We start from the raw sequence: 25,239 nt of genomic DNA, 5'->3' as shown, positions 1-25,239 counted from the left end.
CCAGCCATCGCGCAGGGAAGGCCGAGTGATCGGCGACACCTGTATGCTGCTGTGCGGTTCTTCCTGCGTGTGCATTTCGCGCAGCGGACCGCGGGTGCCTGTCGGCACCCGGCCTTCCCTGCGCCCTCTTGGATTTGGGGGCGGAGTGATCAAGCAAAGCTCGGGCGAAACGCGCCGCGAGAACGAAAAGGCGCGTCTGCGAGCGAGATGGTGCGGAAAGAGCGGGGCCGTTGCGTCATACAACTCGCAATGACGTGGAGAGAGCATGCCCCACACCCCAATCTCATGCCCCGGACGCAGCGCAGCGGCCCGGCCGATGCGGAGCATCGTCCGGGGTGGTGCGCTGCAGAGCCGGGATACGAGAGTGGGGGAGAAGGCCGACTCACTTGCGGCAATCTCGTCCGCGAACGGGTGCAGGGCGCGTGCCTCGAATGATAAAATCAGAGATTGTGACCCGTCATCTCCGAGGGGTATTTCAGTAAGCAACCCCCGTGTCTTCCCGGTAACGATTGTGCCGTCCATGCAACACCCGTCCCGGATTTAACCGTCATCACCGGCGGTTCGCATCACCGCCGCTTTTTGGCCACACCCGAACATGAATAAAATCGCTCTAATGTTTTGGACGTAGCGGGCAGTCCTCGACGCCACGAGAAAATCCCCAAGGTCGATTCAAATCTTGGCTCTGATTTTTCGGGTCTGAAAGGGTTGACCGGGGAAACTGGTTTGCGATGGGCGCGAAGATTGACAAGCAGAGGCTGCCGAGCCGTCACGTGACGGAAGGCCCTGCGCGCGCGCCCCATCGGTCCTATTTCTACGCCATGGGTCTGACCACCGCGCAGATCCACCAGCCCTTCGTCGGCGTCGCCTCGTGCTGGAATGAAGCCGCTCCCTGCAACATCGCGCTGATGCGTCAGGCCCAGGCGGTGAAGAAGGGCGTGGCGTCGGCCGGCGGCACTCCGCGCGAGTTCTGCACCATCACCGTCACCGACGGCATCGCCATGGGACACGACGGCATGCGCTCGTCGTTGCCGTCGCGCGAATGCATCGCCGATTCGGTCGAACTGACCGTGCGCGGCCATGCCTACGACGCCCTGGTCGGGCTCGCCGGCTGCGACAAGTCGCTGCCGGGCATGATGATGGCGATGGTCCGTCTCAACGTGCCATCGATCTTCATCTATGGCGGCTCGATCCTGCCCGGCACGTTCCGCGGGCAGCAGGTCACCGTCCAGGACATGTTCGAGGCCGTCGGCAAGCACTCGGTCGGCGCCATGTCGGACGAAGATCTCGACGAGATCGAGCGCGTGGCGTGCCCCTCGGCGGGCGCTTGCGGCGCGCAGTTCACCGCCAACACCATGGCGACCGTGTCCGAGGCGATCGGCCTTGCACTGCCTTACTCGGCCGGTGCCCCGGCACCGTATGAAATCCGCGACGCGTTCTGCATGACCGCGGGTGAGAAGGTCATGGACCTGATCGCCCAGAACATCCGGCCGCGTGACATCGTCACCCGCAAGGCCCTGGAGAACGCAGCGGCCGTGGTCGCCGCGTCCGGCGGCTCGACCAATGCTGCGCTGCACCTGCCGGCGATCGCGCATGAGTGCGGTATCAAGTTCGACTTATTCGACGTCGCCGAAATCTTCAAAAAGACACCATATGTCGCGGATTTGAAGCCGGGCGGCCGTTATGTCGCCAAAGACATGTTTGAAGTAGGTGGCATACCGCTTCTGATGAAGACGCTGCTCGACAACGGCTTCCTGCACGGTGATTGCCTTACCGTCACGGGCCGCACGATCGCCGAAAACCTCAAGAGCGTGAAGTGGAATCCGCACCAGGACGTGGTGCACCCGGCAGACAAGCCCATTACCGTGACAGGCGGGGTGGTCGGCCTGAAGGGCAATTTGGCGCCAGAAGGTGCGATCGTGAAAGTCGCGGGAATGTCCAACCTCAGGTTTACCGGTCCGGCCAGGTGCTTCGACCGCGAGGAGGATGCTTTCGAGGCGGTCCAGAAGCGCACCTACCGCGAAGGCGAAGTCATCGTGATCCGCTACGAGGGGCCGAAGGGCGGCCCCGGCATGCGGGAAATGCTCCAGACCACCGCGGCGCTGACCGGCCAGGGCATGGGCGGCAAGATCGCGCTCATCACCGACGGCCGCTTCTCCGGCGCCACCCGCGGCTTCTGCATCGGCCATGTCGGGCCGGAAGCCGCCATCGGCGGCCCGATCGGGCTGCTCGAGGACGGGGACATCATCGAGATCGATGCCGTCGCCGGTACCCTTAACGTAAAATTGAGCGACGCCGAGCTCGCCCAACGCAAGACCAAATGGAGCGCTCGCGCGACTAACCACACGTCGGGTGCGCTCTGGAAATATGCTCAGCAGGTTGGACCAGCGGTCGGGGGGGCAGTGACCCATCCGGGCGGCGCGCACGAGAAACAGTGCTATGCGGACATCTAGGCGTGCCATAGTTGCGTTTGTGTTGGGGGCTAGTGCGCTGGCCGCGCCGGCGCTTGCCTTCGACGGCGCTCCGGTCAACCCGAAGGACGCGACCATCCCGGTCGTGACCGCGTTGCCGGGCACCGCGGCGACCATGCGCGGCAAGGTCGCGCCGGCGGCTGTGCCTCAGGAAACCTCGCTCAGTGCGCTGCAATATGCGGCCGAGGGCGGTCATCCCATCGCGCAGTGGAAGCTCGGCCGCATGTACGCCAATGGCGACGGCGTCGCCCAGGACGATTTGCGCGCTTTCGAATATTTCACCCGGATCGCCAACGCGCATGCCGAGGACAGCCCGTCGGCGCCGCAGGCGCAGATCGTGGCCAACGCCTTCGTCGCGCTCGGGCGCTACTATCTCAGCGGCATCCCGAACTCGAAGGTCAAGTCGGATCCGGAACGGGCGCGGGAGATGTTCTCCTACGCGGCGTCCTATTTCGGCAATGCCGACGCCCAATACGATCTCGCCCGGCTCTATCTGAAGACGCCGGACGCCTCGCGTGAGGATTTCCGCTATGGCGCGCGCTGGCTCGGGCTTGCCGCCCAGAAGGGCCAGCACGAGGCGCAGGCGCTGCTCGGCCAGATGCTGTTCAACGGCGACCGTCTGCCGCGGCAGGCCGCACGCGGCCTGATGTGGCTGACGCTGGCGCGCGACAGCGCCGGCATCGAAGAGACCTGGATCAAGGAAAGCTACAACCGCGCCTTCGCCAAGGCCTCCGACGACGACCGCGCCATGGCCCTGCAAATGCTGGAGCAGTGGGTGCAAGGCCGCCGGGAGTAAGGCCGCGCGCTCGGTGCCGTGGGGCGGATTAGCCGCAGGCGCAATCCGCCACCCCAGCGCCTCGGCTCACGCCGCCTCCAGATCCAGATCCGCCCACACCGGCACGTGGTCCGACGGCTTCTCCCAGGCCCGCACATAGCTGTCGATCCCGACATTGGCGAGCTTGTCGCTGGCCTGCGGCGACAGTAGCAGATGGTCGATCCGCAGGCCGTGGTTCTTCTGCCAGGCCCCCGCCTGGTAGTCCCAGAAGGTGTAGAGGCCGCCCTCGTCGGTGACGGCCCGCAGGGCGTCGGTCAGGCCGAGCCCGAGCAGGGACTGGAAGCTCTCCCGCGTCTCGGGCTTGAACAGGGCGTCCTCGGTCCAGGCGGCGGGGTTGTGCACGTCGCGGGCGTGCGGGATGACGTTGAAGTCGCCGGCGAGGATCAGCGGCTCCTCGGTCTTGAGGCGCTCCTTCGAATACTCAAGAAGCCGCGACATCCATTTGAGCTTGTAGGGATATTTCTCGGTCCCGACCGGATTGCCGTTGGGTAGATAGAGGCAGGCGATGCGCATCACGCCGGACTTGAGCGTCACCTCGCCCTCGAGGAAGCGGGCGTGGGCGTCCTCGTCATCGCCCGCGAGGCCCGACTTGGTCTCGTCGAACCGCAGCTTGGAGAGCAGGGCAACGCCGTTGAAGGTCTTCTGGCCGTGGGTGACCACGTTGTAGCCGAGCGCCTCGATCTCCAGCCGCGGGAAGGCCTCGTCGACACATTTGATCTCCTGCAGGCAGACGATGTCCGGCTGGCACTCCCTCAACCAGGTCAGCAGCAGGTCGATCCGCTGCCGGACGGAGTTCACGTTCCAGGTGGCAACTCTGATGGTCATGTCGGCGGGCTCCGGGCAGGGGGCATGGTTAGAACAAACTGCAAACGCGTCCGTCAAGGACGCCGCAAAATCCCCCACAAAATTAACCCGGTTGAAGCAGGCGGCAGGCCATTGATCGTCAAAAGGTTCCTCGAATGGGATGGCCGGACAAATCGATGAAGCGAAGCGAGCCGCATGACGGCCTGATCGGCGCGTTCCTGTATTGGCTCGGCGGCTTCGAGATCGAGGACGGCCTGACCGCCGGTCTCAGCGAGCGCGAGATCGGCCGCATCCGCGCCAAGCAGATCGATGCCGTGACGCGGCTGATCCCGGTGACGATGGCGGTGACGATGCTCAACGTCGCCATCGTGCTGATCCTGTTCTGGGGTCGCGGCTGGAACGACTTCCTGGCGATCTGGGGCCTGACGCTCGCCACTACTGCCTCGCTCGCGGTGCGCTCGTGGCGGAAGTCGCATCGCAACCCGCCGCAGGAGGCTTCCCCGCGTGCCGCGCGGCAGATGCTGCGGCAGGCGGTGTTCCTCGCCGCGATCTGGGGTGCGCTGCCGCTCGCTCTGTTCAGCCGCATCGAGCCGACCAGCCAGCTGATCTTGGCCTGCCTGATGGTCGGCATGATGTCCGGCGGCGCCTTCACGTTCTCGACCTTCCCGCGCGCCGGCCTGGTTTATCTCGCCACCATGACGGTCGGCTGCGCGGGCGCGCTGCTGCTGTGCGGCACCGGGCCGTATCTGGTGACCGCGGTGTTCCTGCTGCTGTTCGCGTTCTTCATGGCGCGCAACATCGTCTCGCAGGGCAATCTGTTCCTCGGCAATCTCAAGGCCCAGCTCGAGCTGGAGCGGCAGACCGAGATCATCTCGCTGCTGCTGAAGGATTTTCAGGAGAATGCCAGCGACTGGCTGTGGCAGACCGACGCCGAAGGGCGCCTGGTCGACGTGCCCGAGCGCTTCGCCGCCGTCGCGCAGCTGCCGTTGCCGCTGCTGAAGGGATCGCATTTCGCCGACGTGCTCGACATGCTCTGCCCCGAGGACAAGAGCGCTGCCTACAACGTCGTCGGCCTGATGGAGCAGAACGAGCCGCTGCACGAGATGAACCTCAAGGTCGTCGCCGGCGGCGAGCCGCGGCTGTGGTCGCTGACCGCCAAGCCCGCCTATGATCGCGAGGGACATTTCCTCGGCTATCGCGGCTTCGGACGCGACGTCACCGAGCGCTGGCGCGCGGAAAAGGCCGAGGCCGAGAGCCGCGCCAAGTCCGACTTCCTCGCCGTGATGAGCCACGAGATCCGCACGCCCATGAACGGTGTGCTCGGACTTGCCAGCATGCTGCTGGAGACAAAGCTCGATCCGGAGCAGCGCGAGGCCGTCACCACGATCCGCGAGTCCGGCGACAACCTCCAGCGCATCCTCAACGACATCCTCGACCTCTCCAAGCTCGAGGCCGGACGCTTCGCCTTCGAGGCGATCGACTTCGCGCCGCAGGCACTGGTCGAGACGGTCGCGACCGTTGCGCGCGCAAGTGCCAAGAGCAAGGGATTGGCCATCAAGGTCGAGCTCGATCCGAACCTGCCGCCGACGCTGCGCGGCGACGTCGCGCGCATCCGTCAGGTGCTGCTCAACCTCGCCTCCAACGCGGTAAAGTTCACCGACGAAGGCGAGGTGACGATATCAGCGACCTGCCAGGCGCGCCGCGACCTGCTGGCGACTGTCGAATGGACGGTCACCGATAGCGGCATCGGTATCGCCCCGGAAAAACTTGGCCAGCTCTTCAGCGACTTCGCACAGGCCGACGCCTCGATCAGCCGCCGCTTCGGTGGCACCGGCCTTGGGCTTGCGATCTCAAGGCGCATCATCGAGCAGATGGGTGGCACCATCGGCGTCACCTCGACGCCGGGCGAGGGATCGACCTTCCGCTTCACGCTGGTGCTGCCCTGGAGCCAAACGCAGGCCTCCGAGCAGACCTCGGAGCGCGACCAGGCCGACGAGCTCAAGGCCCGTATCGCCGGGCTCGATCGGCCGTTGAAGGTGCTGGTCGCGGAGGACGATGCGGTCAACCGCATGGTCGTGAGCAAGATGTTGGGAGCGTTCGACGTCGAGCTGAAGGTCGTCGCCGACGGGGTCGAGGCGGTCGCGGCCGTGTCCGAGGGCGATTACGACCTGGTCCTCATGGACGTTCGCATGCCGGAGATGGATGGCCTGGCCGCGACCCGCGCGATCCGCGCGGGAGGAGGGCGCTTTGCGGCCTTGCCGATCGTCGCGCTGACCGCGAACGCCTTCCCCGAGGACGTCAGGATCTGCCGCGAGGCGGGGATGTCGGACTTTCTCGCCAAGCCGCTGCGCAAGCCGGCGCTGGTCGCGGCATTGCTGCGTGCGCTGGATGGTTACACCATGTCGGAGGACGCGCCGCTGCAGCCGGAGCTGATGCCTGATGACGTCGAGTGGACGGACGAGGAAAGGCAGATCACGGGCGCGTAGGCGCTCAGACCGAGAAGCTCGTCCCGCAGCCGCAGGACGCCGTGGCGTTGGGATTGTTGACGCGGAACGACGCGCCGATCAGGTCGTCGACGAAATCGACCTGTGACCCCTCCAGGAACGGCTGCGAGGCAGAATCGACCAGCACCACCGCATTGTCCTGCTCGATCACGAGATCGTCGTCGGTCCGGGCACGGTCGATGTCGAACTTGTACTGGAAGCCGGAGCAGCCGCCGCCTTCGACCGAGATGCGCAGCATCGCGCCAGAGCCTTCGCCCTTGAGGATCTCCCCAATCCGGCGTGCGGCCCGGTCACTGATGGTCACGGCAGTCGTCATCGCAAGTCTCCGATAGTCCCGCAGTCATACCCAATTCATTTGGTATCCCGCGCCCGACATAGTTAAGTGCCACCATACGCAGAATCAAATGGATAGGGACTAAATTCGCCGTGTCCGTCGGAATGGCAGCCCCCCGCGCGCCCTATGCCTGCGACCCCGATCGCAGCCGCGGCCGGCTGGTCGCCGAGCCTCCGAGCCGCACCCGCAGCCCGTTCCGGCGGGATTGCGACCGGGTGATCCATGCCACTGCGTTCCGCCGCCTGAAGTACAAGACCCAGGTGTTCGTGTTCCACGAGGGGGATCATTACCGCACTAGGCTGACCCATTCGCTGGAGGTGGCCCAGATCGCCCGCGCGCTGGCCCGTCAGCTTGGGCTGGATGAGGACCTCACCGAAACCCTGGCGCTGGCCCATGATCTCGGACACCCCCCGTTCGGCCATGCCGGCGAGCGGGCGCTGGACGCCTGCCTGAAGGATTTCGGCGGCTTCGACCACAACGCCCAGACGCTCCGTGTCGTCGCCTCGCTGGAGCATCGCTACCCTGAGTTCGACGGGCTGAACCTGACCTGGGAGTCGCTGGAAGGCATCGTCAAGCACAACGGTCCGCTGACCGACCGCAGCGGCGCGCCGGTCGGGCGCTATCGCGAGCACGGCATTCCCGTGGGGATCGCCGACTACATCAAGACCTACGATCTGGAATTGTGGAGCTTCGCCTCGCTGGAGGCGCAGGTCGCCGCCATCGCCGACGACATCGCCTACGACGCCCACGACATCGACGATGGCCTGCGCGCCGGCCTGTTCCACCTCGACGATCTCAAGGTGATGCCGCTCACGGCCGAGATCATCGCCGAGACCTCGGCGCATTACCCTGACCTCGAAGACCTCAGACGCGGCGCCGAGCTGGTACGCGAGCTGATCTCGCATCTGATCGGCGCGGTGTTCGCGGAAACGCAGAAGAACCTCGCTGCGGTGAAGCCGCAATCGGCTCAGGACGTGCGCCGGCAGAGCCGGGCGCTGGTCGCGTTCCCGCCCGAGGTCGCCGAGGAAGAGACCGCCATCAAGCGCTTCCTGTACCAGCACATGTACCGCCACGAGCGGGTGATGCGGGTGATGGGGGAAGCGGAGCAGATCCTGTTCGACCTGTTCGCCAAATATCTGAAGGCGCCGGCCGAGTTGCCGCCGGAATGGCTGCTGGGGGCGGAGGCTGATAATGAGGGCGACCGGGCTCGCCGGATCGGTAATTTCATCGCCGGAATGACCGACCGTTTCGCCCTGACCGAGCACCAGCGGCTTTTTGACTCGACCCCGGATTTGCGTTAGGCGGCGGCCATGCCCCAGACATCCTCATCCCTGCATTTGTTCGCCGACGTGCTCGCACGCGTGCACGCCGTCTGCCGCGCGCTGGCTGTGGAAGCCAACTGGCCCGAGGGGATCGATTTCTCCCGCGTGGTGGTCGAGCCGCCGCGCGATGCCACCCATGGCGACATGGCGACCAACGCCGCCATGGTGCTGGCGAAAGAGGCAAAGGCCAAGCCGCGCGACCTCGCGGAGCAGATCGCTGAAAAGCTCCGCGCCGACGCGCTGATCGCCAAGGTCGACGTCGCCGGTCCCGGATTCATCAATCTGACCTTGAAGCCGGCGGCCTGGGCCGAGGCACTGCGGACGGTGCTGCGCGAGGCCGCCGATTACGGCCGCGTCCGCGGCGGCTCCAAGGTCAATGTCGAATACGTCTCGGCCAATCCGACCGGGCCGATGCATGTCGGCCATTGCCGCGGCGCGGTGTTCGGCGATGCGCTGGCGAGCCTGCTCCAGTTCGGCGGCCACGACGTCACGCGCGAATATTACATCAACGACGCCGGCGCCCAGGTCGACGTGCTCGCGCGCTCCGCGTTCCTCAGGTATCGCGAGGCGCTCGGCGAGGACATCGGTGCGATTCCGGAAGGACTCTATCCCGGCGACTACCTGAAGCCGGTCGGCGCGGCGCTGGCCAAGGAACATGGCGACAAGCTCCTCGCCATGAGCGAGGCCGAGTGGCTGCCGACGGTGCGCGCCAAGGCGATCGCGATGATGATGGACGAGATCAAGGACGATCTCGCCGCCCTCAACATCCGCCATGACGTGTTTTTCTCGGAGCGCTCGCTGATCGAGACCGGCAACAACAAGGTTGCCGAGACCATCGATTTCCTGAAGGCGAAGGGCGACATCTACGAAGGACGCCTGCCGCCGCCGAAGGGCGCGCCGGTCGAGGACTGGGAAGACCGCGAGCAGCTGCTGTTCAAGGCGACTGCTTACGGCGACGATGTCGATCGTCCGCTGATCAAGTCGGACAATTCCTACACCTACTTCGCCTCCGACATCGCCTACCACAAGAACAAGTTCGACCGTGGTTTTGCGGAGATGATCGACGTCTGGGGCGCCGACCATGGCGGCTACATCAAGCGGATGCAGGCGGCGGTGAAGGCGACGACCTCGGGCAAGGGCTCGCTCGACGTCAAGATCGTTCAGCTGGTCAAGCTGCTGCGCAATGGCGAGCCGGTGAAAATGTCGAAGCGGAGCGGGGACTTCGTCACCTTGCGTGAGGTGGTGGATGAGGTCGGCCAGGACGCCGTCCGGTTCATGATGCTTTACCGCAAGAACGACGCGGTGCTCGACTTCGACCTCGCCAAGGTCATGGAACAGTCGCGCGACAACCCGGTGTTCTACGTCCAGTACGGCCACGCCCGCGGCCACTCGATCTTCCGCAACGCGCGGGCCGAGGTGTTCCCGGAACTCCCGGAGGATGCGGACAAGCGGATCGCCTGGCTCAGTGAGTCGGCGGTGGAGCGGTTGTCGGACCCGGTCGAGCTTGAACTTCTCAAGCGCCTCGCAATATATCCTCGTATGCTCGAAGCTGCTGCCGCGGCCCACGAGCCGCACCGAATTGCCTTTTATCTCTATGATTTAGCCAGCGAATTTCATGCACTTTGGACGAAGGGGCGCGATTTGCCCTATTTACGCTTCATTATCAATAATGATGCAGATCTAACGAAGGCGCGGCTGGCCATGGTCCAGGGCGTCGTCTCGGTTCTGGCATCGGGCCTCGCCATCCTCGGCGTCCATGCTCCGAACGAGATGCGGTAGTTTGGGGCGAACTACTTAAGGGGAATTCGGGGGTAACCGGCAGAAGCCGGATCGCTTAAACTTGGTTGAAAGCCTTGTGGGTCGAAAGCCGTGCCTTGGTCGAGGGGCGCGCGGCTTTCCCGAAGGGACGCATCATCACGATGGCCGAACGATATCAGGACAGACCGTTTCCTTCCGATGACTATGGTCGCGGTGGCAACCCGCATGGCAGGACGGAAAGCGATCCCTTGGCCGAGCTCGCCCGCCTGATCGGACAGACCGATCCATTCGCAGCGCAGGGACGGCCGGCTGCGCAGCCGCCGGCAGCGCCCGCCCAGAGCTATCAGGATCACGACGACCTGCAGGACGACTATCAGCAGGACTATTCCGAGCCGGCCGCGCCGACGCCGCCCTCGTGGATGCGGCGCGCCAATGTGCAGCCGCAGCCGGCACCCGAGCCGGAGCCTGACTATCCCGTCTCCGTGAGCCCGGTGCATCCGCTGCATCGCTATTCAGCCCAGCCCGCCGCGCCCGAGCCTGATTTTCATCAGCCGCAGGCCTATCAGGATCACGCCTATCAGGGGCAGGCTTACCAGCAGCCAGCCCACCAGCAGCAGGATCACGCCTACCAGCAGCAAGCCTATCAGGAGCCGTATCAGCAGCCCGATCCGTCGCGCTACGACGATGCGCTCTATGGTCGGCTCGAGGCAGGCGAGCAGGACTACCAGCGTGAGCCGGCTTATCCTGACGATCCCTACGCCTATCAGAGCGACTATCCCGAGGCCGAAGCCGAGGAGCCGAAGAAGCAGCGCGGCGGCATGATGACGGTCGCGGCGATCCTGGCGCTTGCCGTGGTCGGCACGGGCGCAGCCTTCGCCTACAAGACCTATGTCGGCTCGCCCCGCAGCGGTGAGCCGCCGATCATCAAGGCCGACAACACCCCGACCAAGATCGTGCCCGCGCCGACGGATTCCTCGGCCAAGGTGCCGGATCGCATGGTGACCGGCGACGGCACCGAGAAGATCGTCCCGCGCGAAGAGGCGCCGGTCGACGTCAACGCCAAGGCGGGCGGTCCCCGCGTGGTGTTTCCGCCGCTGAACCAGAATGCGAACCCGCCGTCGGTCGCGAGCGTGTCGCCGTCCGCGGTGCCGCCGCCGGGCGCGAGCAACGGTACGCTGCCGAACAATTCGCCGCGCGCGATCAGGACTGTGGCGGTGAAGGGCGATCAGACTGACAGCGCCACGCCGCAATCGGCCGCTGCCGCCAGGCCTACGACCGCTGCACCGAAGCCTGTTGCTGCGCCGGCTGCACCTGCCGCGCCGCGCAATCCGCCAACCTCGGCCAATGCCAGCGCCAACCAGCCGATGTCGCTGGCGCCGCAATCGGTCCCGGCGGCCGAGCCGCCGCAGCAGCGGATGGCCGCGACCGCCCCGACGCAGATCGCGCCCGCCACCAGCAGCGGTGGCGGCTACATCGTGCAGGTCTCCTCGCAGCAGAGCGAAGATAGTGCCGCCGCGTCCTACCGCGTGCTTCAGGGCAAGTATGGCAGCATCCTCGGATCGCGCTCGCCGGTGATCAAGCGGACCGATCTGACCGACAAGGGCAAGGGCATCGTCTATCGCGCCTTCGCCGGCCCCTATGGCTCGGCCGAAGAGGCGACGCATGCCTGCAACAGCCTGAAGTCCGCAGGCCTGCCGAACTGCTTCGTCCAGAGGAATTAACGGCCGTTTCCTTGACCCCCTCGCGGGTCAGGGTTAATCGGCCGTTATGAGCACGCGGGCCTTCATTACCGGCGTTTCCGGAACCGAACTGACCGCCGACGAGCGGGCGTTTATCCGCGCCGAACGTCCATGGGGCTTCATCCTCTTCAAGCGCAATGTCGCTACGCCGGCTCAAGTGGCTGCTTTGGTTGCGGAATTGCGCGCCGTGGCGCGGGGCGCCGACGCGCCTGTGCTGATCGACCAGGAAGGCGGACGGGTGCAGCGGCTGGGTCCGCCGCACTGGCCGGTCTATCCGCCGGGGGCTGTTTTCTCGACCTTGTACGACACTGATTCGGCCCTCGGCCTTACGGCGGCGCGCCTGTCGGCCCGTCTGATCGCGGCCGATCTCGCCGATCTCGGCATTACCGTGGATTGCCTGCCGTTGGCCGACGTGCCGGTTTCGGGCGCCGATGCCGTCATCGGGAACCGGGCCTACGGCACCGAGCCGGCCAAGGTCGCGGCGATCGCGCGCGCGGTCACCGAAGGGCTGGAGCAGGGCGGCGTGCTGCCGGTGCTCAAGCACATTCCCGGCCATGGCCGGGCCACCGCGGACACCCATTTCAAGCTGCCGACGGTCGATACGCCGAGGGATGAGCTGGAACGGACCGACTTCGCGGCGTTCAAGCCGCTGGCGGACCTGCCGATGGCCATGACTGCACATGTTGTGTTTAGCGCGGTCGACCCCGCCCATCCGGCGACGACATCTGCGACAATGATTGCTGACGTGATTCGCGGCGCAATCGGGTTCCAGGGTTTGTTAATGAGTGATGACGTGTCGATGAACGCGCTGTCGGGGAATATCGCCGAACGGACCCGCGCCATCTTCGCGGCCGGTTGCGACATGGCCCTGCATTGCAACGGCAATATCGAGGAGATGCGCGACGTCGCCGGCCAGACACCTGAGCTGTCCGGCCTGGCACTGCAGCGGGCGAATGCTGCGCTCGCTGCACGCAAGCCGCCGCAGCCGTTCGACAGGGCGGCCGCACGCATTGAGCTGGACGCATTGATCGCACGGGCAAACACGGCATCCGCATGACCGCAGAAATTCTATCCTTCGAAACCGGGCGGCCCGCAGAGCTTGCCGAGGGTGAGCCGGCGTTGGTGGTGGACGTCGAGGGCTATGAGGGCCCGCTCGACCTGCTGCTCGCGTTGGCGCGCCAGCAGAAGGTCGATCTCGCCAAGATCTCGATCCTGGCGCTCGCTGACCAGTATCTCCACTTCATCGAAGCCGCGCGAAAGATCCGACTGGAGCTTGCCGCCGACTACCTCGTCATGGCGGCGTGGCTCGCCTTCCTGAAGTCGCGCCTGTTGCTGCCGGAGCCGCCGAGCGCGGAAGGCCCGAGCGCGGAGCAGATGGCCACCGCGCTCGCCAACCGCCTGCGCCGGCTGGAAGCCATTCGCGAAGCGGCCAACCGGCTGATGAACAGGCCGCAATTGCAGCGTGACATCTTCGCGCGCGGCGAGCCCGAGCAGATCGCCGAGATCCGGCATCCGAAATATACCGCGACGCTGTACGATTTGCTCACCGCCTACGCCTCGCAGCGCCAGTCGCGCGTGCTGGCGAGCGTGCATCTGGCCAAGCGCACGGTGTGGTCGCTTGCGGAGGCGCGCGCCACGCTGGAGCGGCTGGTCGGCAGCATCACCGAGCAGGACGATTGGGGTGTGCTCGACGATTTCCTGATCCGCCACGTCGCCGATCCGACGCAGCGCGCGACGGTGTTCGCCTCGAGCTTTGCCGCCGCGCTCGAACTGGTGCGCGAAGGTCAGCTGGAGCTGAACCAGAAAGAGGCGTTCGCGCCGATCTATTTCCGCAAGGGGCGCCCCAAGCCGGTGCCGGACGCAGCTCCTGCGCCTGATGCGCCGGTCGCTTAAGTGCAAGAAGGAGAAGCTACCATGGCAAGCCTGGCTGAAGTGCGGGTAGAAGAGGCCGAGCCGATGGAGAACGAAACCCAGGCACGTCCCGAGGAATTGCGGCTGCTGGAAGCGCTGCTGTTTGCTTCGAGTGAGCCGCTGGACACCGCGACGCTGGCCAAGCGCATGCCCGAGGGCGTCGACGTCAAGGCGGCGCTGGAACAGCTCCAGGCCGACTATTCGTTGCGCGGGGTGAATCTCGTCCGCGTCGCCAACAAATGGACCTTCCGCACCGCCGGCGATCTCGCCTGGCTGATGACGCGGGAGAGCACCGAGACCCGCCGCCTGTCGCGTGCGGCGATCGAGGTGCTGGCGATCATCGCCTATCACCAGCCGGTGACACGCGCCGAGATCGAGGAGATCCGCGGCGTCGTCACCTCGAAGGGTACGCTCGACGTGCTGCTGGAGACCGGCTGGATCAAGCCGCGTGGCCGGCGCAAGACGCCGGGCCGGCCGCTGACCTTTGGAACCACCGAGGACTTCCTGTCGCAGTTCACCCTGGAACAGCTCGGCGATCTGCCGGGCCTCGAGGAGCTGAAGGGCACGGGCCTGCTGGATTCGCGCCTGCCGACCGGATTCAGCGTGCCGACGCCGTCTGACGACCCGCAGCTCCGCGAGGACGAGGATCCGCTGGAACCGGGCGAGGACCTCGATCTGGCGCTGGCGCCTGCGGTCGAGCCCGAGACGTCGGAAGCTGCACCGGAAACCGGTGAAGGTGGCAGTGAAGGCGGCTCCGAAGAGTGAAGCCGTGATGTTTTACCGGTGCCCTGCGACCGGTTAACACTAGCAAGATTACGTAGCGCCAACAGCGAATTGGCGCCGCCTTGGTCCTTGTTTTTGAGGCCTGCCGAGCCTAGGTTTCGATGAAGATCGGCCGGGTCCCCGGCTATGCGCGTTTGGAGGGTTGCAGGATGGGTTCACTCAGCATTTGGCACTGGATCCTGGTGATCGCAGTGGTCCTGCTGCTGTTCGGCCGCGGCAAGATTTCGGATCTGATGGGCGACGTGGCACAGGGCATCAAGGCATTCAAGAAGGGCATGCAGGACGACGACAAGCCCGCCGAGAAGCCTGAGCCGGCCAAGTCCATCGAGCACAATGGCACGCCGACTGCGGCGCGGTCCGACGTCGGCAGCAAAGCCGTCTGAGCCGAAAGAAGCACGCGACGCGGCCAGCGCCCTGATCCTGCGCGCGAGGGTTGGGCCGGCTGCGGCTGGCGTGAACGGAAGACCTCATGTTCGACATCGGGTGGAGTGAACTGGTCCTCATCGGGGTCGTAGCCCTGATCGCCATCGGCCCGAAAGAGCTGCCGGGCGTGCTGCGCATGGTCGGACAGTGGATGGGCAAGGCCCGCAAAATGGCCGCCGAATTCCAGGGCCAGTTCCAGGAAGCGATGCGCGAGGCCGAAATGGCCGACCTCAAGAAGAGCTTCGACGAGGTCAAGGAAGCCGCAACCGGATTCAACCCGCTGACCTCGCTCCAGAAGGACGTCAGCGACGCGTTGCGCGTCGATGCGCTCGACAAGCCCGCGGAGACGCCGACCACCACGGCCGTCGAACCGCCGACGACCCCGACCACACCGGAAGCACCGACGCCTGCGACCTTCGTGGAAGCCGAGGCGCATGCGGCCGCGAACGAACCGCTCGCCATCACCCGTGAGGTCGAGCAGGCGCAAGTGGCGCAGGACACCGCGCCCTCCGAAGCGATCAAGGACGCCAAAGCGTCATGAGCGACGCCGATATCGAGGCCAGCAAGGCCCCGCTGATGGACCACCTGATCGAGCTGCGCTCGCGGCTGATCAAGGCGCTGCTCGGCTTCGGCATTGCGTTCATCTTCTGCTTCTTCTTCGCCAAGCAGATCTACAACGTGCTGGTCTGGCCGTTCGTCTGGGTCGCGGGTCCCGAGAATTCCAAGTTCATCTACACGGCGCTGCTGGAATATTTCATCACCCAGCTCAAGCTCGCGCTGTTCGGCGCCGGCTTCATCTCGTTCCCGATCGTCGCGACGCAGATCTACAAATTCGTCGCGCCGGGCCTCTACAAGCACGAGAAACAGGCCTTTCTGCCGTATCTGGTCGCGACCCCGTTCTTCTTCGTGCTCGGTGCGGCGCTGGTCTATTTCGTCGTGCTGCCGATGCTGGTGCGCTTCTCGCTCGGCATGCAGCAGGCCGGAAGCGACGAGACCGCGCAGATCCAGCTCTTGCCGAAGGTCGGCGAATATCTGTCGCTGATGATGTCGCTGATCTTCGCCTTCGGCATCGCCTTTCAGCTTCCGGTGATCCTGACGCTGCTCGGCCGGATCGGCATCGTGAGCTCGAAGATGCTGCGCGAGAAGCGGCGCTATTTCATCGTCATCGCCTTCGTGATCGCGGCCGTGCTGACGCCGCCCGACGTGCTCAGCCAGTGCTCACTCGCGATTCCGTTGCTGGCGCTCTACGAGGGCTCGATCATCGCGGTCGGGATGGTGGAGAAGAAAGCGGCGGCAGCCGCGCAGGCGACCACCGGCACCGACGTGTCGACGCCGGCCAATCCGGCGGAGTAGGGGCCACACGCACCGCCGTCATTCTCCGCGCATGCGGGGAATCCAGTACGCCGCGGCCATCGTGGAATCACTGCCGTCTCTGGAATACTGGATCATCCGCCTTCGCGGATGATGACAGCTGTGCTAGGGGGAGGCGCGCTGGCGCACAACGTTTGCCGGTGTACGCTTACGCGCTGATCCAGGACCACGCCCATGCACGACATCAAATCGATCCGCGACAATCCGCAAGCCTTCGACGCCGGCCTCGCACGGCGTGGCCTGAAGCCGTTGTCGGCCTCGCTGCTCGCGATCGACGAGACGCGGCGCTCCGCGATCCTGGCGTCCGAGCAGGCGCAGGCGCGGCGCAATGCGGCCTCCAAGGAGATCGGCGACGCCAAGAAGGCGAAGGACGAGGCGCGCGCGGCCAAACTGATGGCCGAGGTCGCCGAGCTCAAGACCACGATGCCGGAGCTTGAAGCCGCGGCGAAAGCTGCCGACGAGAATCTGACGAAAGAGCTGTCCGCGATCCCGAACATTCCGCTCGATGAAGTGCCCGACGGCGTCGACGAGCACGGCAACGTGCAGCACCATGTGTTCGGCACCAAGCGCAACTACAGCTTCGCACCGAAGCTGCATGACGATCTCGGTACGGCTCTCGGCTATATGGATTTCGAGGCGGCGGCAAAACTCTCCGGCGCGCGCTTCGTCGTGCTGAAGAAGGCGCTGGCGCGGCTCGAGCGCGCGCTCGGTCAGTTCATGCTGAACCTGCACGTCGACGAGCACGGCTATACCGAAATCAACCCGCCGCTGCTGGTGCGCAACGAAATCATGTTCGGCACCGGACAATTGCCGAAATTCGAGGACGACCAGTTCTGGGCGATCAAGGGCGAGCTGCTGGCATCGGCCGACCAGGAGCGGCTGCGGACGGAGCGCCTCGGCCTCATCCCGACCGCGGAAGTGTCGCTCACCAATCTCGCGCGCGAATCCATCCTCGACGAGAAGCAGCTGCCGATGCGCCTGACCGCGCTGACGCCGTGCTTCCGCGCCGAGGCGGGCGCTGCGGGGCGCGACACCCGCGGCATGATCCGCCAGCACCAGTTCACCAAGGTCGAGCTTGTCTCGATCACGACGCCCGAAGCCAGCAAGGACGAGCTGGAGCGGATGCTGTCCTGCGCCGAGCAGGTGCTGCAGAGGCTCGGCCTGCATTATCGCGTGATGACGCTTTGCGCAGGGGATATGGGCTTCTCGTCGCAAAAAACCTATGACATCGAGGTCTGGATGCCGGGCCAAGGTGAGGGCGGGGCGTTCCGCGAGATCTCGAGCTGCTCGGTCTGCGGCGACTTCCAGGCCCGCCGCATGGACGCGCGCTCGCGCGGTCCGGACGGCAAGCCGCGTTTCGTCCACACGTTGAACGGCTCCGGCACCGCGCTCGGCCGCGCGCTGATCGCCGTGATGGAGACCTATCAGCAGGAGGACGGCTCGATCGCGGTCCCCGATGTGCTGCAGCCCTATATGGGCGGACTGAAAGTAATCGCGCGCGACTAAAGCGTTTTCGAGCGAAGTGGATACCGGTTCGCGTCAAGAAAACGCGGCATGACGAGAATCGCGTTGCGCAGATCGGGCGGCCGGCTATCCTGCCGGCCCCCGCAACGCGAACCCGCCCGTTCATGGCCTTGCACCGCGACATCTTCTGGGTCGGCAGACAATGGGCGGTGACGGGGGCCGGTATCCAGGCCGTGGACCAGCGCCTGCGCGGCGTGCTCGACATCGACATCGCACGGCTCTGGGACGACGATCTCGTGCGGAGCCGGCGCGCCAAGCCCGGTGTGAATGCAGCTGATTTCGACACGGCGCTGAAGGTGGCGCGCGAACGCTTTCCGCAGGCGCCGGAGTCGAATCCGCTGGCTGCGCAATTGGAGGCACTCGGCGTGATCGAGGCGCCGGTCGTCAGTCCGGCCGTGCCGGCGATGCAGCTGCGCGCGGAGGGCCGGCTGGCGCGCTTTCTGCCGCAATGGCGCATCCGCCGGTAGCGGACCAGGCTGGGAACCCCTGATCAGCCGGTTTGCCTGATCGGCCGGAGCCGGATAAGACGGCTCAGACCCCCATTTCTGGAATCGACCCTTCGCATGCGCATCCTCTGCACCAATGACGACGGCATTCACGCCCCCGGCCTCAAGGTCGTCGAGGAGATCGCGCGCGCTCTGTCCGACGATGTCTGGGTGGTCGCGCCCGAGCTCGATCAGTCCGGCGTGTCGCATTCGCTGTCGCTGAACGATCCCTTGCGCCTGCGCGAGGTCGGGCCGCGGCACTTTGCCGTGCGCGGCACGCCGACCGACTGCGTGATCATGGGCGCGCGGCATATCCTCGGGCCCAAGCTGCCCGACATCGTGCTGTCCGGGGTCAACAAGGGCCGCAACGTCGCCGAGGACGTGGTCTATTCCGGCACCATCGCCGGCGCGCTTGAGGGCACCATCCTCGGCCTGCCGTCGTTCGCGCTGTCGCAGGAGTTCAGCGTTGAGACCCGCGAGCGGCCGCCCTGGGACACCGCGCGGAAGTTCGGTCCCGACATCCTGCGCAAGGTGATCGCCGCCGGCATCCCCAAGGACACCGTCATCAACGTCAACTTCCCATCCTGCGCGCCGGAAGAGGTGCTCGGCGTTCGCGTCACGCGCCAGGGCAAGCGCAATCTCGGATTCCTGCGTATCGACGAGCGCAAGGACGGCCGGGGCAATCCCTATTTCTGGATCGGGTTCGAGCGTACGGCGATGATGGATATGCCCGCTGACGGCACCGATCTCGCGGCGCTGCGCGAGCGCTACGTCTCGGTCACGCCGCTCCGGCTCGACCGCACCAACGAGGCGTTTTCAGAAGAGCTCAGCGCGACGCTGAAATAGCGGTCAGCCGAGATGCCGTAGCCCGGATGGAGCGAAGCGAAATCCGGGTTCGTCGTCGCTCGTGGCGAGATTCCCGGATTGCGCTGCGCTCCATCCGGGCTACGGAACATCCTATCCGCCGCGGAGTGCGGCTTCGATGGTCTTGCCGAGCGCGTCGAGCTGAAACGGCTTCTGCAGCGCCGGCCGGTCGCGGTACTGCTCGGGCAGGCCGGAGGAGCCGTAGCCGGTCGCGAAGATGAAGGGGCAGCCCTTGGCCTTGATCACGTCGGCGACCGGCGAGATGACCTTGCCGTTGACGTTGACGTCGAGGATGGCGATGTCGAACTCGGTCGCCTGGGCGAGTCGCATGGCCTCGTTGATGTCGCCGGCCTCGGCGGCCACCTTGTAGCCGAGCTCTTCGAGCATGTCCGCGACCATCATCCTGATCATCACCTCGTCCTCGACGAGGAATACAGAGCGGCCGGAAAGCCCTGTCGTGGTCATGGTTGAGTCCTTGCCCATTGCTAAAAACGTTCGCAGATAACACGAATTGACGCAATGCGCGTTTCGACCAAGGGATGCCCGAAAATGGTCATTGCGGCTCGTCCATGGCAAGCCAAGCTGTGGTCAAATGCGCCACCCGAAGGCTATCATGAGTTCCTTGGCAGGAACACGGTTCTGACGTCCGGGCTTGACGCCCGCGGGCCCGGCAAGACAGCGTAATCAGGCAATGACCTCCCATCAGCATCCGCCGGAAAAGATGATGTTTCAGCTCACGCTGAGGCGTCGGGGCATCAGCGATCAGGCGGTGCTGCGAACCATGGAGGAGGTGCCGCGCGAGCTTTTCGTCGACGAGGCCGATCGCGAGGGCGCCTACCGCGACAGCGCGCTGCCGATCGCCTGCGGGCAGACAATCAGCCAGCCCTTCGTCGTGGCCTACATGACCGAGCAGCTCCAGCTCCGGAAGCAGCACCGCGTGCTCGAGATCGGCACCGGATCGGGTTATCAGGCCGCCGTGCTGTCGCGGCTCGCCGGCCAGGTCCTGACGGTCGAACGCTATCGCAAGCTTGCGGACACCGCACGCGCCAGGCTCGAAAAACTGGCCTATCACAATGTCGAGGTGATGCTCGGCGACGGGCTCAACCTGCCGGCCAATATCGGCCCGTTCGATCGCATCATCGTCACCGCCGCGATGGAGCAGATCCCCGAGAACCTGATCGAGCGGCTGGAGGTTGGCGGCATCCTGATCGCCCCGGTCGGCCCGCATCAGGGCGTGCAGACGCTGATCCGCCTTGCGCGGACCGAAGCCGGGCTCGAGCGCAGGGAACTCGTCGAGGTCCGCTTCGTGCCGGCGCTGCCCGGGGTGGCGCGGGAGCTGTAGATTTCCGGATCGGCTGTGCTGCCAACATCTTATTGGGAGGGTTAAGCCGTTATTTACTCGGCGCGTGTTTACTTAAAACTCCAGTTCTGTTGCGTACGAGTGAGTAACCATGTCCGCTGTCGCCGAGTTGCTTTACTCGCGCCGCGTACCGCAGGTCGCGGTGCTGGCGCTGATCTCCTTCAGCTTCGCAGGGTGCAGCGCCGACATGTCGTCGCGGCTGTCCCAGTCGAACTTCTCCAACCCCTTCGCCTCTGATCAGACCGGATCGGTGCAGCAGGCGCCGCCGCAGCAGCAGCCGCGCGAGCTGCCGCAATATGCGCGGCCGCAGACGCAGCCCGGCTATTATCAGTCGCAGCCCTTGCCGCCGCCGGCGGTCTCGGCGCCGCAATCCTATCCCGTCGCGGCAGGTGGCGGGGTATCGGGAGGCGGGCGCGGCGTCAGCTCCTATGCGCCCCCGGCACAGCCTCATCTGGAGACCACGGCCACCGTGCCGCCGCGCTCCGTTGCCGCCGCCCAGCCAGCGGGCGGGACCAAGATCATCGTCGGCACGAGCGACACGCTCGACGTGCTCGCCAAGCGCTATCACGTCACGCCGCAGGCGATCCTTGCCGCCAATGGCTACAAGGGCCCGCGCGCGCTCTCGCCCGGCCAGCAGCTGATCATCCCGCATCCGGCCACGGCCACCGCTGCTGCACCCGCGCCTGCACTGGCTCCGGTCGCGGCAGCTCCCGCTGCGAAGCCGGTTGCGGTCATGGCTGCGCCGTCGAGCACGCATTTCGTCAATCATGGCGACACGCTCGCCAGCATTGCCCGCAAGAACCATATCTCGTCGGCCGAGCTCGCTCGTGCCAACGGTCTCGATCCCTCGGCCAAGCTCAAGCTCGGCACGAGGCTGACCGTGCCCGGCGCCAAGACCGCCGCCGTCGCGGCTCCGCTGGCTGCGGCTCCGGTCGGGGCCGCTCCGGTGGCTGGAACGCTGCAGCCCGTTGCGGCTGCCCCGGTGCCTGCCACCAAGATGGCCGCCGCTGCACCGGTGCAGAGCGCGCGCCTGGCCCAGGCCACGGCGAACGTCGAAGAGAAGCCCGCCGAGGCGCCTGCGAAGGCTGCCGAGACCACCAGCGCGCTGCCGACCTTCCGCTGGCCGGTGCGCGGCAAGGTGGTCACGAGCTACGGCGCCAAGACCAACGGCAAGTCCAACGACGGCATCAATCTCGCGGTGCCCGAGGGGACGCCGGTCAAGGCCGCCGAAGACGGCGTCGTCGCCTATTCCGGCAACGAGCTGAAGGGTTACGGCAATCTGGTCCTGGTTCGGCACTCCAACGGCTACGTCACCGCATATGCCCATGCGAGTGAGCTGCTGGTGAAGCGCGGCGATCCCATCAAGCGCGGTCAGGTCATTGCCAAGTCGGGTCAATCCGGGGAGGTGGCGTCGCCGCAGCTCCACTTCGAGATCCGCAAGGGATCGAGCCCGGTTGACCCGCTTCAATTCCTGAACGGGGCGTGAGGCGCCGCCAAATTGTCGCTCGTAAATAATCGCCCGCGAAAGCGGGCGATCTCGTTTTGGGTCGAGGGCTTCCGCTAGTTCGTCTTCAGTTTGACACCTAGCCGGCCCGCCAGTTCCTGCACGAACTGCCAGGCGACGCGGCCCGAGCGTGAGCCGCGGGTGGTCGACCATTCCAGTGCCTCGCGCTCCAGCGCCTCGTCGTCAACCTTGATGCCGAAATGGCTGCAATAGCCGCGCACCATCGCGAGGTATTCGTCCTGGCTGCAGCGGTGGAAGCCGAGCCAGAGGCCGAAACGATCCGACAGCGACACCTTCTCCTCGACCGCTTCGCCGGGATTGATCGCGGTCGAGCGCTCGTTCTCGATCATGTCGCGGGCCAGCAGATGTCGGCGGTTCGAGGTGGCATAGAGGATGACGTTCTCCGGCCGGCCCTCGATGCCGCCTTCGAGCACGGCCTTGAGCGATTTGTAGGACGCGTCATTGCCGTCGAAGGAGAGGTCGTCGATGAACACGATGAAGCGGAAGCTTGCGTCGCGGAGCTTCTCCATCAACATCGGCAGCGTCTCGATGTCCTCGCGGTGGATCTCGATCAGCTTCAGCTTCTCGGCAGGCTTGCGGCCCGCGTTGATGCTGGCATGTGCCGCCTTCACCAGCGACGATTTGCCCATGCCGCGCGCGCCCCAGAGCAGGGCGTTGTTGGCGGGCAGGCCGCCCGCGAAGCGCTCGGTGTTCTCCATCAGGATGTCGCGCATCCGGTCGACGCCCTTCAGCAGGAACAGCTCCACGCGGCTGACCCGCGGCACCGCCGACAGGCGGCCGTCAGGGTGCCAGACGTAGGCGTCGGCCTCTTTGAACGACTCGCGTTCGAAGGCCGGCTTTCCCTGCGCAGCGAGGTGCGCCGCAATACTCTCCAGCGCGCGGACGAGTCGCTCCTGGGAGAGGTCCGGGGCGGCCTTTGCGACCCCCTTGGTGGTCCCCTTGGGGCGTTTTGCCGCGACGCGGGCGGGCTTGCGGGCAGGGGTGCGGGGGCCTTTGCCGGCCGGGCTTTTGCTCATGTTTTTGGGCATGTCCGAAGTTCCTGAGAATGCAGCCTTATCGGGCCTGACGGCGCGCCGCAAGGTGGCCAAATCGCCGGTCTGGCAGCGTTGCAATTGGGGCAATGGCCGCTATAGTCCGCGCGAATTTGACCGAGCCGGTCGCCTTTGAGGGCCTGACCGGCTTTCCCCCGTTCTCACGAGGATCGTCCGAATGTTGATTACCCCTGCGTATGCCCAGGCCGCGGGCGCCGGCGACACCAACAGCATGTTGATGTCGCTGCTGCCGTTCGCCCTGATCTTCGTGATCATGTACTTCCTGATTCTGCGTCCGCAGCAGAAGAAGGTGCGCGACCACGCCGACCTCGTGAAGAACATCCGCCGCGGCGACACCGTCGTGACCTCGGGCGGCCTCGTCGGCAAGGTCACCAAGGTCGTCGATGACGACCAGATCGAGTTCGAGATTTCCGACGGCGTGCGGGTGCGCCAGATGCGCCAGATGATCTCCGGCGTCCGCGCCAAGGGCGAGCCGGCCAAGGAATCCAAAGAAAGCGCCAAGGACGACGCCGCGTCGAAGTGAGCGCGTCCGCGGGCATCTCAAGTCTCCTGATCTGACAGGTCCAGTCGATGTTGTATTTCACGCGGTGGAAGGCGCTCGGGATTATCCTGACGGCGCTGATCGTGTGCCTCTGCGCAGTCCCGAACTTCTTCCCGGAGTCGCAGGTCAAGACCTGGCCCGCCTGGGCGCAGCGTCGGCTCGTGCTCGGCCTCGACCTCCAGGGCGGCTCCTATCTGCTGCTCGAGGTCGACTCCAACTACGTGAAGAAGGAGCGGCTCGACCAGGTCCGCGACGACGTTCGCCGCACGCTGCGTGATGCCAAGATCGGCTTCACCGGCGGCGTGGTCGTGCGCAACGACGCGGCCGAGGTGCGCATCACCAAGGAATCCGACGTTCAGGCCGCGCTCGCCAAGCTGCGTGAATTGTCCCAGCCGCTAGGCGGCCTGATGGGATCCAGCGGTCAGCGCGACCTCGAGGTGAGCGAGGCCGGCGGCGTGATTCGCCTGACCGTCCCGCAGGCCGCGATGCTCGACCGCATGCGCAAGACCATCGAACAATCGATCCAGATCGTCGAACGCCGTGTCAACGAGCTCGGCACCGTCGAGCCCGTGATCCAGCGCCAGGGCAACGACCGCATCCTGGTGCAGGTCCCCGGCCTGCAGGACCCGACCCGCCTGAAGAAGCTGCTCGGCGAGACCGCGAAGATGGAATTCCGCATGGTCGACACGACCGTGTCGCCGGACCAGGCGCAAGCCGGCAGGTTGCCGCCGGAATCCGAGCTGCTGATGAGCGCTTCGCCCCCGCCGACGCCCTATGTGGTCAAGAAGCAGGTGCTGGTCGCCGGCGGCGATCTGATCGATGCCCAGGCGACCTTTGACCAGCGTACGAGCGAGCCGGTCGTCAGCTTCAAGTTCAATACCTCGGGCGCGCGCAAATTCGCGCAGGCCACGCAAGAGAATGTCGGGTTGCCCTTCGCGATCGTGCTCGACAACAAGGTGATCTCCGCCCCCCGCATCAACGAGCCGATCACGGGTGGTCAGGGTCAGATCTCGGGCAGCTTCACGGTCCAATCTGCCAACGATCTGGCGATCCTGATGCGTGCCGGCGCGCTGCCGGCGCCGCTCACGGTGGTCGAGGAGCGCACCGTCGGTCCGGGCCTCGGCCAGGATTCGATCGAGAAGGGCGAACTCGCGGCTTACGTCGGCTCGATCCTGGTCATCATCTTCATGCTGCTGACCTACCGGCTGTTCGGGGTGTTCGCCAACATCGCGGTGGCCATCAACGTCGCCATGATCTTCGGCCTGCTGTCGCTGCTCAACGCCACGCTGACGCTGCCCGGCATCGCCGGCATCGTGCTCACGGTCGGCATCGCGGTGGACTCCAACGTCCTGATCTATGAGCGTATCCGCGAGGAGCTGCGCGGCGGCCGCAATGCGATTTCGGCGATCGACGCCGGCTTCAAGCGGGCGCTGGCGACCATCCTCGATTCCAACATCACGACCTTCATTGCCGCCGCGGTGCTGTTCTACATCGGCACCGGCCCGGTGCGCGGCTTTGCCGTGACGCTCGGCATCGGCATCATCACCACGGTGTTCACCGCCTTCACCATGACCCGGCTGATCGTCGCCTGGTGGGTGCGGTGGAAGCGGCCGCAAAGCGTGCCGATCTAGGAGCT

General features: G+C 65.6%; 23 protein-coding genes. 19 read left to right on the top strand and 4 right to left on the bottom strand.

The features are described from left to right. The first annotated feature begins 728 nt into the window (after positions 1-728). Both ilvD and SE92_RS04505 read left to right on the top strand, forming a co-directional pair. The gene (gene ilvD, locus SE92_RS04510; RefSeq protein WP_063194655.1) at positions 729-2,450 is read left to right on the top strand and encodes a dihydroxy-acid dehydratase; all 1,722 of its coding nucleotides are present in this window, start codon (positions 729-731) and stop codon (positions 2,448-2,450) included. Then, positions 2,437-3,264: a tetratricopeptide repeat protein gene (locus SE92_RS04505; protein ID WP_063194654.1), complete on the top strand. Its 828-nt coding sequence runs from the start codon at positions 2,437-2,439 to the stop codon at positions 3,262-3,264. Before ilvD ends, SE92_RS04505 begins: the two co-directional genes overlap by 14 nt. A 66-nt stretch (positions 3,265-3,330) precedes the next feature. Here SE92_RS04505 and xth read toward each other — a convergent pair whose 3' ends face one another. Beyond that, positions 3,331-4,128: an exodeoxyribonuclease III gene (xth, locus tag SE92_RS04500; RefSeq protein ID WP_063194653.1), complete on the bottom strand. Its 798-nt coding sequence runs from the start codon at positions 4,126-4,128 to the stop codon at positions 3,331-3,333. Positions 4,129-4,262: 134 nt separating this feature from the next. On the opposite strand from xth, the gene SE92_RS04495 reads away from it, so the two are divergent. Next, a complete protein-coding gene (locus tag SE92_RS04495) occupies positions 4,263-6,593 on the top strand; it encodes an ATP-binding protein (RefSeq protein ID WP_063194652.1) in 2,331 nt (776 codons plus the stop codon). 4 nt (positions 6,594-6,597) lie between these two features. On the opposite strand, the gene erpA is transcribed toward SE92_RS04495, so the two are convergent. After that, positions 6,598-6,927 carry an iron-sulfur cluster insertion protein ErpA gene (erpA, locus tag SE92_RS04490; protein WP_063194651.1) on the bottom strand — a complete coding sequence of 110 codons (330 nt, stop codon included), beginning with the start codon at positions 6,925-6,927 and terminating at the stop codon, positions 6,598-6,600. Positions 6,928-7,049: 122 nt separating this feature from the next. On the opposite strand from erpA, the gene SE92_RS04485 reads away from it, so the two are divergent. The 12 genes from SE92_RS04485 (at position 7,050) to surE (ending at position 19,107) form a co-directional block, all read left to right on the top strand. Further along, positions 7,050-8,246 carry a deoxyguanosinetriphosphate triphosphohydrolase gene (locus SE92_RS04485; RefSeq protein ID WP_063194650.1) on the top strand — a complete coding sequence of 399 codons (1,197 nt, stop codon included), beginning with the start codon at positions 7,050-7,052 and terminating at the stop codon, positions 8,244-8,246. A gap of 9 nt (positions 8,247-8,255) precedes the next feature. Next, positions 8,256-10,046 carry an arginine--tRNA ligase gene (gene argS, locus SE92_RS04480; protein WP_063194649.1) on the top strand — a complete coding sequence of 597 codons (1,791 nt, stop codon included), beginning with the start codon at positions 8,256-8,258 and terminating at the stop codon, positions 10,044-10,046. 140 nt (positions 10,047-10,186) lie between these two features. Continuing rightward, the gene (locus SE92_RS04475; RefSeq protein ID WP_063203347.1) at positions 10,187-11,746 is read left to right on the top strand and encodes an SPOR domain-containing protein; all 1,560 of its coding nucleotides are present in this window, start codon (positions 10,187-10,189) and stop codon (positions 11,744-11,746) included. A 46-nt stretch (positions 11,747-11,792) separates the two neighbouring features. Further along, positions 11,793-12,821 (top strand): beta-N-acetylhexosaminidase, encoded by a 1,029-nt coding sequence (gene nagZ, locus SE92_RS04470; protein WP_063194648.1) that lies wholly within the window; start codon positions 11,793-11,795, stop codon positions 12,819-12,821. Continuing rightward, a complete protein-coding gene (locus tag SE92_RS04465) occupies positions 12,818-13,657 on the top strand; it encodes a segregation and condensation protein A (protein ID WP_063194647.1) in 840 nt (279 codons plus the stop codon). Before nagZ ends, SE92_RS04465 begins: the two co-directional genes overlap by 4 nt. Before the next feature lie 21 nt (positions 13,658-13,678). Then, a complete protein-coding gene (scpB, locus tag SE92_RS04460; protein WP_063194646.1) occupies positions 13,679-14,440 on the top strand; it encodes an SMC-Scp complex subunit ScpB in 762 nt (253 codons plus the stop codon). Positions 14,441-14,607: 167 nt separating this feature from the next. After that, positions 14,608-14,841, top strand: a complete 234-nt coding sequence (locus SE92_RS04455) for a twin-arginine translocase TatA/TatE family subunit (protein ID WP_063203346.1) — start codon at positions 14,608-14,610, stop codon at positions 14,839-14,841. 86 nt (positions 14,842-14,927) lie between these two features. Further along, positions 14,928-15,422: a Sec-independent protein translocase protein TatB gene (gene tatB / locus SE92_RS04450; RefSeq protein WP_063194645.1), complete on the top strand. Its 495-nt coding sequence runs from the start codon at positions 14,928-14,930 to the stop codon at positions 15,420-15,422. Next, entirely contained in the window at positions 15,419-16,234 is an 816-nt protein-coding gene (gene tatC / locus SE92_RS04445) for a twin-arginine translocase subunit TatC (protein ID WP_063194644.1), read from the top strand. Before tatB ends, tatC begins: the two co-directional genes overlap by 4 nt. A 192-nt stretch (positions 16,235-16,426) precedes the next feature. After that, positions 16,427-17,758: a serine--tRNA ligase gene (gene serS, locus SE92_RS04440; protein ID WP_063194643.1), complete on the top strand. Its 1,332-nt coding sequence runs from the start codon at positions 16,427-16,429 to the stop codon at positions 17,756-17,758. Positions 17,759-17,880: 122 nt separating this feature from the next. Continuing rightward, the gene (locus SE92_RS04435) at positions 17,881-18,243 is read left to right on the top strand and encodes a hypothetical protein (RefSeq protein WP_063194642.1); all 363 of its coding nucleotides are present in this window, start codon (positions 17,881-17,883) and stop codon (positions 18,241-18,243) included. Between the two features lie 96 nt (positions 18,244-18,339). After that, positions 18,340-19,107: a 5'/3'-nucleotidase SurE gene (gene surE / locus SE92_RS04430; RefSeq protein ID WP_063194641.1), complete on the top strand. Its 768-nt coding sequence runs from the start codon at positions 18,340-18,342 to the stop codon at positions 19,105-19,107. 111 nt (positions 19,108-19,218) lie between these two features. Here surE and SE92_RS04425 read toward each other — a convergent pair whose 3' ends face one another. Then, positions 19,219-19,590, bottom strand: coding sequence for a response regulator (locus tag SE92_RS04425; RefSeq protein ID WP_063203345.1), 372 nt, complete (start codon positions 19,588-19,590; stop codon positions 19,219-19,221). Positions 19,591-19,816: 226 nt separating this feature from the next. Here SE92_RS04425 and SE92_RS04420 point away from each other — a divergent pair, with 226 nt between their 5' ends. Next, on the top strand, positions 19,817-20,467 hold the full coding sequence (locus tag SE92_RS04420; RefSeq protein ID WP_157095104.1) for a protein-L-isoaspartate(D-aspartate) O-methyltransferase: 651 nt from the start codon (positions 19,817-19,819) through the stop codon (positions 20,465-20,467). Between the two features lie 109 nt (positions 20,468-20,576). After that, positions 20,577-21,971, top strand: a complete 1,395-nt coding sequence (locus SE92_RS04415; RefSeq protein WP_063194640.1) for a LysM peptidoglycan-binding domain-containing M23 family metallopeptidase — start codon at positions 20,577-20,579, stop codon at positions 21,969-21,971. A gap of 74 nt (positions 21,972-22,045) precedes the next feature. Here SE92_RS04415 and SE92_RS04410 read toward each other — a convergent pair whose 3' ends face one another. After that, positions 22,046-23,038 (bottom strand): ATP-binding protein, encoded by a 993-nt coding sequence (locus SE92_RS04410; RefSeq protein WP_063194639.1) that lies wholly within the window; start codon positions 23,036-23,038, stop codon positions 22,046-22,048. Between the two features lie 181 nt (positions 23,039-23,219). Here SE92_RS04410 and yajC point away from each other — a divergent pair, with 181 nt between their 5' ends. Continuing rightward, a complete protein-coding gene (gene yajC / locus SE92_RS04405) occupies positions 23,220-23,585 on the top strand; it encodes a preprotein translocase subunit YajC (protein ID WP_063194638.1) in 366 nt (121 codons plus the stop codon). A 47-nt stretch (positions 23,586-23,632) separates the two neighbouring features. Further along, the gene (secD, locus tag SE92_RS04400; RefSeq protein ID WP_063194637.1) at positions 23,633-25,234 is read left to right on the top strand and encodes a protein translocase subunit SecD; all 1,602 of its coding nucleotides are present in this window, start codon (positions 23,633-23,635) and stop codon (positions 25,232-25,234) included. Positions 25,235-25,239 lie beyond the last annotated feature (5 nt).

The sequence above is a fragment of the Bradyrhizobium sp. AT1 genome, assembly GCF_001590795.1.
In the GTDB taxonomy this organism is placed as follows: Bacteria; Pseudomonadota; Alphaproteobacteria; order Rhizobiales; family Xanthobacteraceae; genus Bradyrhizobium.
Note: the sequence above shows the minus strand (reverse complement) of the source record. Positions and strands in the feature narration are given on the sequence as shown.

Excerpts from the sequence above, each read along its gene's own strand:
- ilvD (WP_063194655.1), top strand. The coding sequence starts at position 729 with ATGGGCGCGAAGATTGACAAGCAGAGGCTGCCGAGCCGTCACGTGACG.
- SE92_RS04505 (WP_063194654.1), top strand. The coding sequence starts at position 2,437 with ATGCGGACATCTAGGCGTGCCATAGTTGCGTTTGTGTTGGGGGCTAGT.
- xth (WP_063194653.1), bottom strand. The coding sequence starts at position 4,128 with ATGACCATCAGAGTTGCCACCTGGAACGTGAACTCCGTCCGGCAGCGG.
- SE92_RS04495 (WP_063194652.1), top strand. The coding sequence starts at position 4,263 with ATGGGATGGCCGGACAAATCGATGAAGCGAAGCGAGCCGCATGACGGC.
- erpA (WP_063194651.1), bottom strand. The coding sequence starts at position 6,927 with ATGACGACTGCCGTGACCATCAGTGACCGGGCCGCACGCCGGATTGGG.
- SE92_RS04485 (WP_063194650.1), top strand. The coding sequence starts at position 7,050 with ATGGCAGCCCCCCGCGCGCCCTATGCCTGCGACCCCGATCGCAGCCGC.
- argS (WP_063194649.1), top strand. The coding sequence starts at position 8,256 with ATGCCCCAGACATCCTCATCCCTGCATTTGTTCGCCGACGTGCTCGCA.
- SE92_RS04475 (WP_063203347.1), top strand. The coding sequence starts at position 10,187 with ATGGCCGAACGATATCAGGACAGACCGTTTCCTTCCGATGACTATGGT.
- nagZ (WP_063194648.1), top strand. The coding sequence starts at position 11,793 with ATGAGCACGCGGGCCTTCATTACCGGCGTTTCCGGAACCGAACTGACC.
- SE92_RS04465 (WP_063194647.1), top strand. The coding sequence starts at position 12,818 with ATGACCGCAGAAATTCTATCCTTCGAAACCGGGCGGCCCGCAGAGCTT.
- scpB (WP_063194646.1), top strand. The coding sequence starts at position 13,679 with ATGGCAAGCCTGGCTGAAGTGCGGGTAGAAGAGGCCGAGCCGATGGAG.
- SE92_RS04455 (WP_063203346.1), top strand. The coding sequence starts at position 14,608 with ATGGGTTCACTCAGCATTTGGCACTGGATCCTGGTGATCGCAGTGGTC.
- tatB (WP_063194645.1), top strand. The coding sequence starts at position 14,928 with ATGTTCGACATCGGGTGGAGTGAACTGGTCCTCATCGGGGTCGTAGCC.
- tatC (WP_063194644.1), top strand. The coding sequence starts at position 15,419 with ATGAGCGACGCCGATATCGAGGCCAGCAAGGCCCCGCTGATGGACCAC.
- serS (WP_063194643.1), top strand. The coding sequence starts at position 16,427 with ATGCACGACATCAAATCGATCCGCGACAATCCGCAAGCCTTCGACGCC.
- SE92_RS04435 (WP_063194642.1), top strand. The coding sequence starts at position 17,881 with ATGGCCTTGCACCGCGACATCTTCTGGGTCGGCAGACAATGGGCGGTG.
- surE (WP_063194641.1), top strand. The coding sequence starts at position 18,340 with ATGCGCATCCTCTGCACCAATGACGACGGCATTCACGCCCCCGGCCTC.
- SE92_RS04425 (WP_063203345.1), bottom strand. The coding sequence starts at position 19,590 with ATGACCACGACAGGGCTTTCCGGCCGCTCTGTATTCCTCGTCGAGGAC.
- SE92_RS04420 (WP_157095104.1), top strand. The coding sequence starts at position 19,817 with ATGACCTCCCATCAGCATCCGCCGGAAAAGATGATGTTTCAGCTCACG.
- SE92_RS04415 (WP_063194640.1), top strand. The coding sequence starts at position 20,577 with ATGTCCGCTGTCGCCGAGTTGCTTTACTCGCGCCGCGTACCGCAGGTC.
- SE92_RS04410 (WP_063194639.1), bottom strand. The coding sequence starts at position 23,038 with ATGCCCAAAAACATGAGCAAAAGCCCGGCCGGCAAAGGCCCCCGCACC.
- yajC (WP_063194638.1), top strand. The coding sequence starts at position 23,220 with ATGTTGATTACCCCTGCGTATGCCCAGGCCGCGGGCGCCGGCGACACC.
- secD (WP_063194637.1), top strand. The coding sequence starts at position 23,633 with ATGTTGTATTTCACGCGGTGGAAGGCGCTCGGGATTATCCTGACGGCG.